We start from the raw sequence: 16,295 nt of genomic DNA on the forward strand, positions 1-16,295 counted from the left end.
CCATCAGGCATTCATACCGTTGATTTATGCGACGTGAATCATGCTACAAAAGAGCATCCTGCGTAAGTCCTATGATAAACACAAACACTTTTTCCCTTTTATCTCATTCTACTTCTGTCAACCAGCCAGAGGTCGCCTTTGCTGACGGTGGCGAGCTGCTTCAGCATCACTGCCCCCGGGAAATTAGGTGCCATTCCAGTCCCCATCGCGAAAATACGTCCATTCCCCGCAGCGTGTTGACCGACGAGCGTGAGATCGGGACCTTCGATTGTCGTGGGAATACCATCGCTAAAGAGGACAACAATCGTGGGTGCAGTCTTTGCGATTTCTGTCAACGCCGTTAGCATATCGTGGTCGGTGCCGTCTGTATAGATATGAGATTGGATGTTAGCGAGATAGTTCGACGAGGCTGCAACCGTCTCTTCATCTACGGGAATGAAACCTTCTTGGTAGACAACCAATTCCGCACTAAATGCTACGATATTGAAACTGTCGTGAGATTCAAGGAAGGTGAGTGAATCTCGCATGAGGTCTATGACTCGCTTGAGTTTGTGCGGTGGAAGGTTTTGCATGCTCGTAGAGAGATCGATGCAGTAGACGATACGCTGGGGACCCTCTTGTGCCTCAATGAACCGCACTAACCTACTTTTGGGACGTTCTTGGGTCTTCGGTCGTTTCCTGGAAGGACGTTCAACAACCCTTTGCACACGTGGCGTATTGTCAAATTCAACCGTTGTTGTTGTGGGTCCAACGGGTTCCCCTAAATTATCCATATCGAACGGTTGGAAGGGTGCTGGTTCTGCAGCGGAAACGACCCCACGAGTCGTAGCAGGTTGGTTACTCGTAAGGATTTTCAGTCGCGGTTGGTTGGTATCGCGGGTCCTTTTCTGGGTCATTTGTACGCGTTTTCGCCGTTGCACGCGCCTAACTTTCGGCTTTTCTTCCGCGATCAGCAGCGCGTTGATGCTGTCGGTGTTTCGCTGCGGGTTCGTACCGAACCAGTAGAAGAATCCAAGCACTCCAGCACCGAAGTGTAATAGAACTGAGATGAGTAAAGCTTTACTGGATTTTGATTTCATTTTTTAATTTTTCCTTGCGGTTCGGTCAGGCGAATTGAATGAACAACGATCCTCTCCGTAGATCTGAAGAAACACCCCACGGAATGCCACACGCGCAAATGTAATACAAGGAATGGATTTGGTCTATTCCCAGACCAAATCCCGTGTTGATTCGCAAAAACCCTTCCGCTACGTTTTAGGCTACATTTTTGTTTATCTTTTCAGGACTTACGCACTCCCCTGGTAGGTGCGGTTTCTAACCGCACCGAACCCTGATAGAAAGTGCCTTCATCATATCAAAATGGGCGTTCTGATCCAATTTTGCGTAAGTCCTGTCTTTTAAGAAATCTAAATTTGCCAAAAGTCTACAAACGCGAAATGGTGGTAACCACGCGTATTGAAAAAATCATCAAATTCTGAGGTAGTTGAAGGGAACTCAACCTTTATCTCGTTTGCGAGTTTTTGTAATATCTTACCACCAATTAACCCAGACGACTGCCCACGCAAGGCTTTTTCATACCACTCATCGAGTTCATCCTCGGTTATTACGCTCTGAATTCGACTGGCACTGCCAAATTGTTTCAAGACAGATACGAGGATATCTTTTTCAGATTCCTTACAGACGATAATTATCCGATCGGCAGAAATCGCGCTACTTATGTCCTCCACGGTTGCCGGTGTGAGAGATATGTGTTTTATCTGAATAGCAACCCCGAAGTTTGCCCACATATCAAGGCCTCTGTCCGCCGCGTTAGTGACACCTACTCGATAAACTTTAGCTGCTTGATATATCTCCAGTGTATCTTCAGACAATCCCAGAACCTTTTCGGTGAAATCAGAGAACTCGTTTAGAATCGTATCATTAATATTGTTAATTTGCACCCCGATTTTGACATCAAGGACTTCCAACAGCGTGGAAAATAGGGCATAAACTACAATCTCGAATATCTTGTCAATGCTTCGTGAGAGTCCGGGATTCCGCGTAAAACTATCTATGAAGTTCCTTAGTTCAAAAGAGTCGCTATCTGCTTGTACAACAGCAGATAAACCCGATGACATTTGGGAAAGTCGGTCTCTTAACGCTGTATAGATATAAGCCTCAACTGCCCCGTTGCTGCTTCGATTTATCTTTCCCAGTTGTACTAAAACTGATGGTGGTATAGCGTTGGGATTAAAAAGGTCGTCTTGGTACCTTGCGCTTGATGTAGAGATCCGTCCGATAAACCTACGAGAAATCGCATCTCGCCATTTTCTTGAAGGCGTTCGGTAGGTTTCTAAATCCCCGAGGTCAATGTCTTTCTCAATCCTATCTCTATGAAGTATCTCTGCAATTTGTATCGGTTTGTAAAAATGAACTCTGGCTTTTCTGATAACAGTGTCAAGATGGTCTTTGGCTGTTTTATTCTCCATTAAACATAAGCATTGATTCTATTTTCAAAAAGAAGCAATTGTTCCTCAGGTAGTATCATTGGTTTACGTTCTTGCAATGCCTTCAACATTTTTTCAGCAATCGCTTGAACGACAGGAATGGCGACGCTATTTCCAGTCTGTTTTCTAATTTGCATCATATTCCCTACAATCTCGAAGTCTTCAGGAAACCCTTGTAGACGCAGCAATTCCCTGCCAGAGGGTCGCCTGATGCCGTTTACCAGAAGATAGTTATAAGAGGCACCCGCTCTTAGTGCGCACGAAAAGGGTAACACCGAGATATTACCACCTTTGTTTTCGTGCCAGATAGAGGGGAAGAAGGGTGTGCCTTTACACTTCTCGCGTCGCGATCTTTGGATACGTTCTGATGCAAATAAACTCGGTTCAACGCCTTCGTCAGGTTCCAGTACCTCTGAAAGCGGTTTATACGCGCCGATAGGTTTCGGAAAATCAAATGCTATAGGTTCACGAAACCCGATGATGAAAATCCGTTCTCGCTTCTGTGGCAATCCAAAGTCAAGCGCATTCAACACCTTGTGGTAAGTAGTGTAACCTAATCGTGATAATTGTTCTTGTATAACCGCGAAGGTTTGTCCCTTGTCATGTGTGAGCAGCTGCTTAACATTTTCAAGAAGGAACGCACTCGGCTGTTTCTGCTTCAAAATCCGAACGATGTCGAAAAACAGTGTGCCACGCGTGTCTTCAAAGCCTTGTTTATCCCCAATAATGCTGAAAGGCTGACACGGGAAACCTGCCAATAGAATATCGTGGTCTGGAATGTCAATTTCGTTGATTTTGGTAATATCACCAGCAGGTGTTTCCCCGAAATTATGCGAATAAGTCTGCTGGGCGTATTTATCCCATTCAGAACTGAACACACATGTTCCACCTAACTTCTCAAACGGAATGCGAATCCCGCCTATGCCGGCAAAGAGGTCGATGAAGTTAAAGTCGTTCATTATGCATGGAGTGTAACATATCTGATTGATTGTATCAAGCCTTCTTTGTTACGACTTACGCAATTCCGTGATCAGTGCGGTTAGGAAACCGCACTGCGGGCGTAATTTTGTAATTTTACGTAAGTCTTGTTTGTATTTTATTTCAACGCTGTTGTAGATGTCACGCAAACTCAGCGTCGCCTTGCGTTCAAAGGCGAGGTATTCTTCCGGGGTCAGATAAGTTCTGGCTGCAATAGATGACATACACGCCTCCATATTACCGCATGGACATCTGTTCCTGTGTCTCTAACGTCCGGCGGAGGACGACACCCCATTGTCCAACAACCCACAACGCTTTACCATCTTTGGCACGCGTAATAACATAGAGGTGGTTATCAATATCGGTGTGTTCCTGTTCCCACGTTTCGCCACCATCGGTCGAGCGGATAATTATACCCTCTTCACCGACCGCATAAATTTCCTTTTCAGAGAGGGCGAGGATACCGTGGAGCGTTTTATTAATGCCAGTTGTTTTCGGCTCCCAATTGAAGCCGCCATCCGTCGTTTTTAGGACAATACCAGCCTCACCAGCCGCCCAGCCAGTCCGTTTCGCAATAAATGAGACGGCATTGAGATCATACTTAATTTTCGTTTCGTGGAGCCGCCAGTACTCACCACCATTGATGGTGCGTTGGGTCACCCCGGCTTGTCCGACCGACCACCCGAGCGGCGCGAATTTCATATCTACATCCGTAAGGGTGTCGTTTGCAGTTGTGCGCTGAGGTGTCCACGTCGGACCTCCGTCTTTGTTGTGGATAATGTATCCGAGTCTACCGACCGCCCACCCTTCAGAAAACTTACCGAAATCGACATCGTTCAGCGAGAATGTCCCCGGCGAATCGCCTTCCATAAATGGCGGTTGTTCGGGGGTGTCGCCTGCTGTCCACGCTGCACCGTCTGTCGTGTAGAGAACAGTTCCATCGCGTTGCATCGTCCAGCCCCATTTCGGTTCGAGACTGGCGAAGTGTATACCGATCAAGCGTTGACGCGTTCGGCTTGGAAGTGAATCCCACGTCTCTCCACCGTCTTGGGTTTCCAATAAAACGCCACCATCTCCAGCTATCCAACCGTTTTTGTCGTCGTAGAAGAGGACTTCTCGGAAGTCGTTACGTTCCGCTTCGCCGAGTTGACGTTCCCACGTCTGTCCACCATCTGTCGTGTGGAAAATACTACCGCCACTGCCGACCGCCCATGCAAGTTCTGCATCAAGGAAATACACACTGGCGACTCGGCGACTCCCCCTTCCCCTTCTGCGGCCTTCGGGTTGCGGTGGGGGTGGCGGTTGTTGCTGTGCGGATTCCGGTGACGGTGTAGCACGTTCGGCGTTGGGTGGGAGTTCACCCTCGGGAACAAGCCGTCCCGGACGTTGCCACTGCGCCCGCAGCCGATTCTGAATTTCTTCTGGTGTCTCGTCGTAGGTTAACGTCGGTCCTTCTTCAGCCGCTTCTTCCGCTGCTTCTGTTTCCTCGAATTCTAACTCGGCTCCTTCGGGTAAAAACGGGTTGAATTCTTCCATAGCGACCATATTATCGGCTGCATTTTCTCCCGTATCAATAGGAACAGCTTTCCAAGTCAACCCCTGATCCTCAGTAACATAAGCACCGCCACCACCGAGTGCATAAGCCTCTGTATTAGAGCGGAAGGTGATACGGCGCAAGCCGCTTGTGCTTCGAGTCGCGGTTTGCAGTCTCCACGTTTCGCCACCGTCTTCCGTCAATAAAGAGTTACCGTTCCCCAGTACCACCCAGCCGCTGTTTTCGTCAGCAAAGTAGACAGCAACACCGGGTTGGTTTGTCTTCGCCTGAATCTTCCAATAATCACCGCCGTCAACAGTGTGGAGGATAAACCCGCCATCTCGACGTTGCGGCGTGACTGCCCATCCAACCTGACTATTGATGAAATGAATGTCGGTGATGTTCGCCAAAGTGGTTCCCGTTTTTTGGATTTTCCACGTTTTGCCACCATCGGTTGTATGCAAGAATTGCCCAATGGTGCCACCGAGCCAGCCTTCATCGGCATTTAGGAAGTACATTGTGCTAACGCGTGGTAAGTTCTGTTTGGTTGCTTGGAGAATCGGTTTCCACGTTTCACCGCCGTCTTGCGTCTGGAGTAGCAGGCCGTTTCCGAGGACGCGTCCATGTTTCTCATCAACAAACTCTACGTCTCGCAAATTTTCACTGACCCCACTATGTTGGGGGAGCCATGTTTTTCCGCCATCTGTGGTGTGTGCGATTGCACCGTCCGAACCGACCGCCCATCCGTTTTGGGCATCTATAAAGTGGACATCCGTAAAGTCAGTTCTCCATGTTGCCTGTCGGAGGATATTCCAATGGTAGACAATAGGTTCAATAGGGGTATCTTCTTCAGCAGTTACAATAACCTCTGTCTCTTCGGCAACTGGTGGCAATTTCGCTGGCAATTCTGCCTCTTCAACAGAGTAACGCATCGCGATTCCACCCTTGCCGACTGCTACAACGCCATCCGGGGATAACGCTAACCCGTAGAGGTCGTTATCCGTACCGCTCTCTTGAAGTTCCCATTTTTCGCCACCATTGACAGTCGTGAGCATCACCCCGTTATCACCGACGATTAATCCGTGCTGTGCATCGGCAAAATAGAGTTTGTTTAGGTTCTCTTGTGTCCGACTGCGTTGGAAACGCCACTTTTTGCCGCCGTTCTTTGTATGCAGAATCTCCCCGAACTGTCCAACAATCCATCCTGTATTTTCGTCTGTGAAGTAGACAGCGTAGAGTTCGTTGAAAGTACCAGTATCCTGCTGCGTCCAGCTGAGACCGCCATCCTCAGTCGCCAGACAAACCCCCGGCCATCCGATAGCCCAGCCCTTTTTGTCGTCAAGGAAAAATACCCCCTTCAGCATAAGGGAGAGGAAATCGCCAACGGCAGTCTGCGGAAGCCACGTTTGCCCACCGTCAATTGTGTGTAAAATGCTTCCCATGTCTCCGACAGTCCAACCGACTTGAGGGCTAATAAAGTGGACAGAACGGAGCGTGAATGCCGAATTGCTACGCTGACGTTCCCAGTTGAGACCGCCATCGTTGGTATGGACCACAAGTCCGCGTTCACCGACTGCCCAACCATGTTTGTCGGTCGCGAAATAGATGTTCCAAATACCATCCCAAATATCTGTCTCAATTTCGTTCCATGTCTGACCCCCATCCTCACTCACTGCCATTGTCCCGCGCCTACCGACTGCGATGGCGCGATTTGCGTTCGTGAACTGGACATTCTGTAGATCGTTGGCAGTCGTGCCGCTGGTCATCTCCCAGGTCGCACCGGCATCCGTTGTCCGAAGAATAGTCCCATACCAGCCAACTGCCCATGCCTCTGTGGGTGTAGTGAACTGGATACCTGTCAAATTATTTTCAGTACCACTGTCCATCAATTGCCAGTTGTCGCCACCATCTTGGGTACGCGTAATAAAGCCGACATCCGCTACAGCGACCCCATAGTTTTCATCTGTGAAATGAATGCTATTGATGGTATCTCGGACGTGTCCGTTAATAAGTGGAATACGACTGTCTTGACGTTCCCAGTTTATACCACCCGTGGTTGTATGAAAGATGGAGCCATCGCTGCCGACAATCCAACCTTCATTATCGCTCACGAAGAAGACCTGTTTGTTGTCGTTGATCATCCGATCGCGTTCACCTTCAAAGCGATTGCTCTGTTCTCGCCACGTCTCACCCCCTGTTTGGGTATGGAAAATCCTATCATGGGTACCGACGACCCACCCTCTTGAATCATCAACGAACCAGACACCATTGAGCATAAACTCGCTGACGTACTCGTAACGTTTCCACTCTTTTCCGCCGTTTTTGGTATAAAGAACGTCCGAATCTTCTCCAACAATCCAACCTTCTTTTGAATTAGCAAAATAGACATCGAGGAGCATCGCTGAAGTGCCGCTCCGTTGTAAGGTCCAATGTTTGCCGCCATCGTCGGTTGTCGCAATTAACCCTTCATCACCGACCGCCCATCCGTAGTTTGCATTGGTAAAGTAGACCGCCTTGAAGTCTAAGGAAGCATCGGGCATGCGATATCCAACGCTTGTTGTATCAATTTCTTGTTGCTGCCACGTTTTACCGCTATCTGCGGTGTGGATGATCAGTCCTTGTTCTCCGACGATCCATCCGAGTTTATGATTGACGAAGTGCAAGTCTGTGAAGTGTGTCTCCCAATCCGCTTTCCGGGTCGCTTCCATCTTCACACAACCGTTGAACAAGATCAAGATGCCAAGCAGAAATGCTATGATAGGAAAGTTTAAATTGCGTACCAAACCCATTTTTGCCTCCAAATGTTTGTTCTTTTATTTCAACCGAGAGGGTGATCAACTCTTTATTTACAATGCAAAACGAACCGCTTCTCTCCGAAGGTGCTACGATTTACAAAATCATCCTTAAATATTTAGACAAACTGCTATGGTTGTTTGTTCGCTGATTAATAACCGCTGTTGTCCCCGAAGAAACCAGAACGGATAACAGCAATACCTATAGCTATAACGACTGGGAGGGCAACAGCTGCTATTTGGGCAAGCTTAGAACGCCACCCACCAAGTTCCCGAACTTCTTCTATCCGCCCAACTTGTGCCAACAGTGGTGAAATCACCAACAAAATAGTGCTTATTGCTGGCACTTCCGCAAAAAAGTAACCATTCATCCAGATGCCAATAAGTAGGAGGGTCACGACCGGCGAAGCACCGCGCGGAAAAACCAACCGCTTCCTGTCCCGCTGTAGACTGAGCGTAAGGATCCAACTCGCTGCGAACAGTGCCGCCAAGATCCCGCCATGTTGTGCCAATCGTAGGCTTCCTGAAAGTGCCAGAATCAAGGCAGTCCCTCCAGAGAGTCCAAAGTAGACAAACGGGGCGGATGCACCAGAGGGTAACGCACTAAAACTCTGTTCCACGAGATGCCAGATAATGAAAATAACGACAGCGAGGCACACCCACCAGATAATCCCTTCAATGGGGCCCCACGTATGTTTAAATGTTGCAGTTAGAAGGAGACGCGGAATAATAATAGAGATTGCTATCTGTGCTATCGGGCCCCACACGGCACGATGCCAAAACCTCCCAACAATCAAACCAATGATCGCAAGATAGCAGAGCCAATGGGTGCCTAACTTAGGTGGAAAGGCTGGCAACCTTTCTAAGCCGAGGTACCCAACTATGTAGCCAACACCCAGTGCGGCAGCGATAAGCCAACCTGCCAATCCGTCTTGTTCTTTTTCGTATCGAGCAGTTGCATAAGCTTTAGGGGAAAGAGATCTCGCGATGACGAAAATCCCACCACCGACCATCGCCGGTAGGAGTAGACCGAAAAAAAGTTGTTTAATTAGTAACATCGCTGATCCCCTTTCGTTTGCTGCGTGGGAGTGGCGCGCGCTTTAAGCGCGCCAACAGTAAATCGGGTTGTATCTGTCTATTTTTGCTTCGCTTCGATGGTGACAATAAGACGAATGTCGTCGCTGACAGGTCCGCCAACGCCGTAGGTCATTCCGAATTCGCTGCGGTTAATCGTAAAGACGCTTTCAAATCCGATCAGAGATTCGCCTTGTCTCCCTTTGCCTTTTCCTGTAATTGCGACATCTACTGTGATAGATTTTTTAACACCGAGTACCTCCAAATCGCCTGTGACCTCCAGCATGTCTTCTTCGCCTTCCTTCGTATTTACCTTTGTGCTTTTGAAGGTGATAACGGGAAACTGCTTCGCACTGAAAAAGTCAGGACTTCTCAGGTGCTGGTCGCGTTTTTCGTTGGCAGTGTCAACACTCGCTGTTTTTACTTCAAATTCTACCATGCTTTTGGATATATCGGTTTCATCCATTGTGATTTTGCCGGTGAACTCGTTAAATCTACCGTAGTTGTAAGTGATACCGTTATGTTTTGCACGGAAAAGTATCATTGAGTGTGCCGTGTCTATTTCATAAGTATCCGCTGCATCTGAAAGTTGTGTGATGCCAGTAAAACCAGTGATGAGTAAAGCTAAAACAAGACCTCTGATATAGGAAATCTGTCGGGTGCGTCCTAAGTCTGTTTTCATTGAAAAAATCTCCTTCAATTCGTTTAGTGATTAAGTTTCATAGTAAAGTGTATTACCTTGTATCAGGCAAAAGAAGTATAGCGCAATTCGCAAGAGATGTCAATAGGAAATATTGGGGGCAAGATTTTTCTTGAATTTCATTGTGAAATTGTAGTATAATTGTTGAAAAATATGTTAATTGTGGCATTTTCTTGCACAATTCGCTATAGAACGGTATTGTAACGGCTGGGAGGATTTCAGGAAACATGAAGAAATTGAAATCAGCGTTTATTATGCATTTAGCGGTCTATCTACTCTGTTTTGTCGTGTGGAGCCCTTTGGTAGCAGCGGACAATCATGGGGGCGGCTCAGCAGTCAGTTATCACTCAGAGATTGTCCCGATTCTCAAGCGGAGTTGTCAAGGCTGTCATCACCCCGGTGATCCGAACGGCGACCTGATTGTGACGACCTACGCCGATCTCAAGCACGGTGGCATGGCAGGAGAGGCAATCATCCCAGGGAAACCTGATGAAAGTCTCCTTATTACACTTATCTCTGGCGACGAACCAGCGATGCCACAGAACATGGAACCGCTCTCCGCTGAAGAGGTCGAACTGTTCCGCCGTTGGATTCTTGAAGGCGCACACGACGATACACCCACCGAAATTGATGCTCTCGGGGACGGAAACTATCCGACTTACACAGTACCGCCTGTGGTTTCGGCTCTTGCATATTCACCCGATGGTAGTACCCTTGCAGTATCAGGATTCCGTGAAGTTTTATTGTATGACGCAACCAACTTTGAACTTAAAGCGCGCTTGGTCGGTAAAGCACATCGCATACAATCGCTGATGTATACAGCAGATGGAAAGATATTGGGAGTTGCAGGGGGCTCTCCGGGGCAGTTTGGCGAAGTGCAATTATGGGATACCGCAACGAAGACTCTCATCAAAGCACTGCGTTCGAGTTATGATACTGTCTATGGACTCTCTTTCTCACCAGATGCCAGCCGTATCGCCTTTGGGTGCTCTGATAAAACTGTGCGTGTGTTATCTATTCCAGACGAAAAAGAACTCGTTAAATTCGACAACCACAGCGATTGGGTTTTCGGTACGGTTTTTTCCACGGATGGATCACATTTTGTGAGCTGTGGACGTGATACTGCTCTCAAATTGGTGGAGGTCGATACAGGTTCTTTTGTTGATGACATCAACTCCAGTAACAAAGGCTATGGCGAAATTAATACCATCGCACGGCATCCGACCGAAGATCAAGTTTTGAGCGGTGGCGAAGACCGAATACCACGCCTCTACAGAATTTTTCGCGAAATCCGAAGAGATGTCGGCAATACCGATTTTAACCTCATTCAAGCCTATGAAGCACAATCGGGATCCATTGAGAGTGTCGCATTTTCAGCAGACGGAAATCAGCTTGCTACTGGATGTGCCAGTGGTGAAACTCGTGTTTATAACGTAACTGATGGGAAACGTCTCGCTACACTGCAGGGGGATGCTGTTGCTGTTTTTGCTGTTTCTTTCCATCCCGATGGTACGCAACTCGCTACAGGCGGTTTTGATGGAAAAATCCGAGTATTTGACACAGCTTCTGGAAAATTGCTGAACGCCTTTATGTCCGTGCCGATTGAGCCAGCCGGTAGCGAAGATGTCGCTTTGGTTGTGACGGGTATGACGTGAGGGGCTTGCGTCGCAAAAGTGCAGGATGCACTTTCGCATCACCAAAACGTTATCAGTGTTGAAGTTTCTCTCCCTGACCAGGCAATCATTAAAGTCCGTAAAAATACTGTTAGTGCCGCTGACCTGGCAAATATTGTTAAAGAGACCGGATTTAGCGCGACGACTAAATAGCATGCGATGCACATTAAGAGTTTCTCATGACAGTAGAAGAACTGAAAGAGATAATGTCTCAGCGATTCGATGCACAAGATAGGATAATGTCTCAACGGTTTGAAGCATTAGAGAACCGCCAGGACCGCCTTGAAACGCGCATGGATCGTATTGAAGTTAAACTTGATAAAATGTTAGAACTTGTCGCGATCCAACACGGGGAACGTGCGTCTACAGCGCGCTTTTGGAAGCATGCTGCGTGGCTCACCCCAACGCTCATCGCCCTTGCTGCATTTATCAAGAGTTTCTTTCTCTAATCTGCAGAAACGCAAAGGCTGATATATGGCTACTAATACCCCGAATATTCTCTGGGTTTGCACAGATCAGCAACGATACGACACAATCGGTGCATTGGGCAATCCGTATGTATCGACTCCGCACGTTGATAGCTTAGTAGCGGATGGTGTCGCCTTCACGCATGCCTATTGTCAAAGTCCTATCTGTACACCGAGTCGAGCGAGTTTTCTCACCGGTATGTACCCGAGCGCAACACACGCCAATCGCAACGGAAACGACTTCTATCCGGGGACGTATCCACTTGTGACGCGCGCCCTTGCAGACATCGGTTACGATTGTGGGCTTATTGGCAAACTCCACCTCGCAAGTGCTTATGGTCGTGTGGAACCGCGCACGGACGATGGCTACCGTTACTGGCAATACAGCCACGCACCCCGTGATGATTGGGAACAGGGACACGATTACGCCGATTGGGTTCGTTCAAAAGGCTATATACTCGGTGAGTTGAATCGGAATCCGGAAGGCGTACCCGCAGAATTGCATCAGACGACCTGGTGTGCCGAGAAAACGATTGAATTCATTCGTGAGGAGCGGGAGTGTCCGTGGCTCGCGAGCGTCAACATCTACGACCCGCACCCACCGTTCAATCCACCACAGACGCATCGCGAACGGTTTAATCCTACGGAAATGCCAAAACCGCTCTTCCGAGACAGCGATCTTGAACAACAGACCCGGTTACAAGCAGTTGATTTTCAGTCCAAAGTGCGGACACCAGACGAATTAGACATCCGTAGCCCAATTTTGCCACAGACCCCACGTCAGGAAGCGGAGGCAGTCGGCGCAAGGGATGCCAAAACCCTCAAAGCCGCTTACTATGCCATGATTCAACTGATTGATGAACAGTTGGGCAGGATTCTTGATACGTTAGAAGAGACAGGGCAGCGGGAGAACACGGTTATCATTTTCACAAGCGACCATGGCGAGACACTCGGCGACCACGGACTTATACAAAAAGGCTGCCGGTTTTATGAAGGTCTGGTTAGGGTACCACTGATTTTCGCATGGCAGGGGCAGTTTGCAAGCGGTCTCAGAAGCGACGCACTCGTTGAACTCGTTGATAAAGCACCGACCCTCTTGGAGTTAGCAGGTTTAACGGTGCCTGAAGAGATGCACGGACGTTCGCTACTACCGATACTGAGAGGCGAGGCGGCTCCGAACCACCATCGCGACTTTGTTCGATGCGAATATTACGACGCTGTTGATCTGCCCGATCACTCTCTCGCAACTATGTACCGGGATAAGCACTACAAAGTGGTGGTTTATCACGGACACGATGAAGGCGAGCTCTACGACCTGATTGATGACCCCGACGAGTTTAACAACCTCTGGCATATACCTGCGAAACAGGAGGTCAAAATGGAATTGCTAAAACGAAATTTTGATGCATCTATGTTCGCTATGGACATAGGACCGCGGCGGGTCGGACCGATGTAAAACCTTCGCAAATCGAAGGTTTCAAAAATGGTAATATAGTTCCATCAAATTAGAAGTGGTTTATGAATATGTATCAAAACTTAGGAGAAAAAAAATGAAAACAGTCACACATACTCAGTTAGAGCAACTCGTAAAGAAACTCCCAAAGGCCAAGTTGCCCGTCGCCTACCATCTGTTGGTTGATTTGGTTAACAGAGAGGTAGATGAACAGTCGCCCCAAGCAGCTTTCATGTGCCTTTCGTTAGAGAAGCGCCGTCGGCTCCTAATGCAACAATCTGAACAAATGAAAGAGCATTATGAACAAATGGCTGACGAACCCCCAGCAGACTTATAGATTTGGAAACTTTATTGATGAATGTACGACACCATCCATTGTGGCGACACGTTTCGTCTACTCAAGGAGATAGAAGATGCCTCTGTGGATCTGATTGTCTGTGATGGACCTTATGGCATAACGGATGAACCGGGGACAGGATTACCTCAATTCAAGAATTTAATCTCAAACTCATTGAACGCTTTACACCGAAACTTAAGGACGGTGGCGCACTTTATCTATTTGGAAAACCGGACTGCATTGACTTTATAGACTACCGTCAGTTTTTAAACCTTCGTTCAAAAATTGTGTGGTATCAACCGAGCCGGCTCGCACAAGGACGCATCAGTTACACCAATAATTATGACATCATCTGTTACTTCATCAAGGGGAAAAGACCACAGTGCTACAACCTTGATGCCATTAGGGTCGCACAACTTGTTGAATTGGAGCATCGGAATCGGTGTGAAAATGTGCCGTCTGTGACCAACGGTAGATTTAGCAAGACGAAATACAATCCGAAAGGGAAAAATCCTGGCGACGTTTGGGGAGATATAAAACAGTTAACCTATAAGTCGAAGGAATTGGTAAATCGAAAGGCACTCAACACAATCCAGAAACCCGAAAAGTTGATTGAGCGGATTGTCTTCGCGAGTTCATCACCGGGGGATTTGGTTTTAGACCCGTTTGCAGGTGTGGGTACTTGTCCTGTTGTGTGTAAACGCCATCAGCGGGATTTCATCGGATTCGAGGGTGAACCGGGTTTTGTAAAAACGGCGAATGAACGGCTTCGCAAATGCAATAGTGGCCCAGAAAACAAATCCAAAAAGGTACAGACGAAGTAGCTTCTGCCCAAGGAGATAACAATGGCACGGACTTTTAAATGGCAAAATTTAGCGTACAAGTTTCGTCAAATCGTATTTTGTTTGACATTTCTTCTCTTTTTTGGTATAAGTATAACTAATGCTGCAGTGGAAGTCGGGTTTATCTATCTCGGTGATGAGGGACCCTTCACCGCACCCGCATTGGAATTTGCTGAAAAAACATTCAAAACGGAGTTGCTTGGTAAAGCAGACTTGAAGAGTAATACATTCAAGCAGTTCGGGGTCATTTGGTGGCATGAGGGGGATACCGATCCGGGTGAGTTATCTCCTGCGGAGATTGACGCATTTATGGACTATGCCGAAAGTGGTGGGGCTGTCCTCTTACCGGGATGGGCAATTCGGCACGCGACTAACTTCGGACTTGAAAAAGCGGTGGCGCGTCAGTTCGGTCCCGTCGCAGAAGATGGTATCGCAGTCGGTATTACTGTGTTGGAGGAGACGATTAAGTTAGGGTTGACAGAGGGGCTCGAAAATATCGACGGAAAAACACCCCAAGTGGACGATAGAATTCAAGTTAATTCTACTGGCTATCCGAAGAGTGGAGACTATTACGACAAAATTTGGACGGAATTTATTACGCTTGCCAATGCTTGGGGACCCCCTGCTAACGATTGGGCTGACCGGATTGCAGCGTTCGGCTATTGGGAGGCTGGAGACGGTAAAGTCTTCAACATGAACTGGCGACTCCCGAACTACCACAAGAATAATGAAGATATTGAGCAGTTGGAGAAGCTTACCGAAAACGTCATCAATTGGCTGGCAAGTGAATCTGAATTTGCAGATGTCGCTGCTATCGGAAAACTACCGATAGTGTGGGGACAGTTGAAAAGTCAAAAATAGCGCGAGGTATTTTCCTGATTGGTGATAGAAGTTCAACGGACGTTCCATTTCCACATATCATTTGAAATCTATACGTCACTTTGACGTTTTAAACGTCATACAAGTATAAGAACATAAATAACATTAATGCAGCAAATTTTAGCTTGAATTGAAAAAGGATACTATATCATTGGAAAATTTAAACGCACAATCAGATCTACCTGAAGGAGTCAAAGCACGTCTCGATCAAGGCAATCTAACTGGAGATATAGCATTTTCACCAGATGGCACACAACTTGCTGTCGCATGTGACATTGGCGTTTGGGTCTACGATGTTGAAAGCGGACTCGGACTTAACCTTCTCGTTGAACACAAGGAATACGTCAGATGTGTCGCCTATTCGCCTGATGGCAGTGCGATTGCCAGCGGGAGTATAGACAATAGGGTAGTTCTCTGGGACGCAATCAGTGGATCTCCGACAGCGACGCTTGTCGGACATACGGATGCTGTTAGGAGTGTTGCGTATTCTGCAGATGGTGCTACCGTCGCAAGTGGGAGTCCTGACGGGACAGTGCGGTTATGGGATGCCAGCACAGGAGCGGCGAAAGATACGCTCGAAGGACACGCAGGCTCTATCAGATGTGTCGCGTATGCTCCTAACGGGAGAACCCTCGCAGCAGGAACTGGGAACGACACTGTGGTGTTGTGGGATGCCGCCACTGGAAAACATAGAGCAACACTTGAAGGACATACCCATATTGTCGATTCAGTCGCCTATTCGCCTGATGGGGAAACCCTTGTCAGTGGTAGCATTGATGGCACGGTTCGGTTATGGAGCACAGACACAAGAGACTTAATAACGACACTCACAGGACATTCGGGTTATGTCTGGAGCGTCGCTTATTCCCCTGACGGTGCGGCTATCGCGAGCGGGGGCAACGATAATACGATCCGTTTGTGGGATGTTGAGACAGGTGCGTCTAAACGGACACTCACAGGGCATACAGGAAGTGTCAGGAGTGTTAAGTATTCGCCGGCTGGGGGTATTCTCGCCAGCGGCGGCGATGATCACACCGTACTGCTCTGGGATCTTACATAAGACTAAATTGATACAGAATC

General features: G+C 47.9%; 15 protein-coding genes. 8 read left to right on the plus strand and 7 right to left on the minus strand.

Going from position 1 to position 16,295, the window contains the following annotated elements:
- Positions 1-98: 98 nt before the first annotated feature.
- The 7 genes from OXN25_03380 to OXN25_03410 form a co-directional block, all read right to left on the minus strand.
- Complete coding sequence (locus OXN25_03380; GenBank protein MDE0423894.1) at positions 99-1,079, minus strand: VWA domain-containing protein; 981 nt, start codon at positions 1,077-1,079, stop codon at positions 99-101.
- A gap of 327 nt (positions 1,080-1,406) precedes the next feature.
- A complete protein-coding gene (locus OXN25_03385; GenBank protein ID MDE0423895.1) occupies positions 1,407-2,468 on the minus strand; it encodes a HaeII family restriction endonuclease in 1,062 nt (353 codons plus the stop codon).
- Positions 2,468-3,445, minus strand: coding sequence for a DNA cytosine methyltransferase (locus OXN25_03390; GenBank protein MDE0423896.1), 978 nt, complete (start codon positions 3,443-3,445; stop codon positions 2,468-2,470). The genes OXN25_03385 and OXN25_03390 overlap by 1 nt, the downstream gene beginning before the upstream one ends.
- A gap of 48 nt (positions 3,446-3,493) precedes the next feature.
- A complete protein-coding gene (locus tag OXN25_03395) occupies positions 3,494-3,688 on the minus strand; it encodes a hypothetical protein (protein MDE0423897.1) in 195 nt (64 codons plus the stop codon).
- A 13-nt stretch (positions 3,689-3,701) separates the two neighbouring features.
- Positions 3,702-7,787, minus strand: coding sequence for a YCF48-related protein (locus tag OXN25_03400; protein ID MDE0423898.1), 4,086 nt, complete (start codon positions 7,785-7,787; stop codon positions 3,702-3,704).
- A 155-nt stretch (positions 7,788-7,942) separates the two neighbouring features.
- Entirely contained in the window at positions 7,943-8,848 is a 906-nt protein-coding gene (locus OXN25_03405; GenBank protein ID MDE0423899.1) for a hypothetical protein, read from the minus strand.
- Between the two features lie 77 nt (positions 8,849-8,925).
- Positions 8,926-9,546, minus strand: a complete 621-nt coding sequence (locus tag OXN25_03410; GenBank protein MDE0423900.1) for a YceI family protein — start codon at positions 9,544-9,546, stop codon at positions 8,926-8,928.
- A gap of 245 nt (positions 9,547-9,791) precedes the next feature.
- On the opposite strand from OXN25_03410, the gene OXN25_03415 reads away from it, so the two are divergent.
- The 8 genes from OXN25_03415 (at position 9,792) to OXN25_03450 (ending at position 16,275) form a co-directional block, all read left to right on the plus strand.
- On the plus strand, positions 9,792-11,219 hold the full coding sequence (locus OXN25_03415; GenBank protein ID MDE0423901.1) for a hypothetical protein: 1,428 nt from the start codon (positions 9,792-9,794) through the stop codon (positions 11,217-11,219).
- Between the two features lie 197 nt (positions 11,220-11,416).
- Entirely contained in the window at positions 11,417-11,686 is a 270-nt protein-coding gene (locus OXN25_03420) for a hypothetical protein (protein ID MDE0423902.1), read from the plus strand.
- A gap of 25 nt (positions 11,687-11,711) precedes the next feature.
- A complete protein-coding gene (locus tag OXN25_03425) occupies positions 11,712-13,160 on the plus strand; it encodes a sulfatase-like hydrolase/transferase (GenBank protein ID MDE0423903.1) in 1,449 nt (482 codons plus the stop codon).
- A gap of 94 nt (positions 13,161-13,254) precedes the next feature.
- Positions 13,255-13,494, plus strand: a complete 240-nt coding sequence (locus OXN25_03430; GenBank protein MDE0423904.1) for a hypothetical protein — start codon at positions 13,255-13,257, stop codon at positions 13,492-13,494.
- A gap of 21 nt (positions 13,495-13,515) precedes the next feature.
- Entirely contained in the window at positions 13,516-13,746 is a 231-nt protein-coding gene (locus OXN25_03435) for a hypothetical protein (GenBank protein ID MDE0423905.1), read from the plus strand.
- Positions 13,668-14,318, plus strand: a complete 651-nt coding sequence (locus OXN25_03440; protein ID MDE0423906.1) for a site-specific DNA-methyltransferase — start codon at positions 13,668-13,670, stop codon at positions 14,316-14,318. The genes OXN25_03435 and OXN25_03440 overlap by 79 nt, the downstream gene beginning before the upstream one ends.
- Positions 14,319-14,339: 21 nt before the next feature.
- A complete protein-coding gene (locus OXN25_03445; GenBank protein ID MDE0423907.1) occupies positions 14,340-15,197 on the plus strand; it encodes a hypothetical protein in 858 nt (285 codons plus the stop codon).
- A gap of 169 nt (positions 15,198-15,366) precedes the next feature.
- Positions 15,367-16,275, plus strand: a complete 909-nt coding sequence (locus OXN25_03450) for a WD40 repeat domain-containing protein (protein ID MDE0423908.1) — start codon at positions 15,367-15,369, stop codon at positions 16,273-16,275.
- The last annotated feature ends 20 nt before the right edge of the window (positions 16,276-16,295 follow it).

This window comes from Candidatus Poribacteria bacterium, assembly GCA_028820845.1.
GTDB lineage: Bacteria > Poribacteria > WGA-4E > WGA-4E > WGA-3G > WGA-3G.

Excerpts from the sequence above, each read along its gene's own strand:
- OXN25_03415 (MDE0423901.1), top strand. The coding sequence starts at position 9,792 with ATGAAGAAATTGAAATCAGCGTTTATTATGCATTTAGCGGTCTATCTA.
- OXN25_03405 (MDE0423899.1), bottom strand. The coding sequence starts at position 8,848 with ATGTTACTAATTAAACAACTTTTTTTCGGTCTACTCCTACCGGCGATG.
- OXN25_03410 (MDE0423900.1), bottom strand. The coding sequence starts at position 9,546 with ATGAAAACAGACTTAGGACGCACCCGACAGATTTCCTATATCAGAGGT.
- OXN25_03430 (MDE0423904.1), top strand. The coding sequence starts at position 13,255 with ATGAAAACAGTCACACATACTCAGTTAGAGCAACTCGTAAAGAAACTC.
- OXN25_03400 (MDE0423898.1), bottom strand. The coding sequence starts at position 7,787 with ATGGGTTTGGTACGCAATTTAAACTTTCCTATCATAGCATTTCTGCTT.
- OXN25_03420 (MDE0423902.1), top strand. The coding sequence starts at position 11,417 with ATGACAGTAGAAGAACTGAAAGAGATAATGTCTCAGCGATTCGATGCA.
- OXN25_03380 (MDE0423894.1), bottom strand. The coding sequence starts at position 1,079 with ATGAAATCAAAATCCAGTAAAGCTTTACTCATCTCAGTTCTATTACAC.
- OXN25_03425 (MDE0423903.1), top strand. The coding sequence starts at position 11,712 with ATGGCTACTAATACCCCGAATATTCTCTGGGTTTGCACAGATCAGCAA.
- OXN25_03390 (MDE0423896.1), bottom strand. The coding sequence starts at position 3,445 with ATGAACGACTTTAACTTCATCGACCTCTTTGCCGGCATAGGCGGGATT.
- OXN25_03395 (MDE0423897.1), bottom strand. The coding sequence starts at position 3,688 with ATGTCATCTATTGCAGCCAGAACTTATCTGACCCCGGAAGAATACCTC.
- OXN25_03435 (MDE0423905.1), top strand. The coding sequence starts at position 13,516 with ATGTACGACACCATCCATTGTGGCGACACGTTTCGTCTACTCAAGGAG.
- OXN25_03385 (MDE0423895.1), bottom strand. The coding sequence starts at position 2,468 with ATGGAGAATAAAACAGCCAAAGACCATCTTGACACTGTTATCAGAAAA.
- OXN25_03445 (MDE0423907.1), top strand. The coding sequence starts at position 14,340 with ATGGCACGGACTTTTAAATGGCAAAATTTAGCGTACAAGTTTCGTCAA.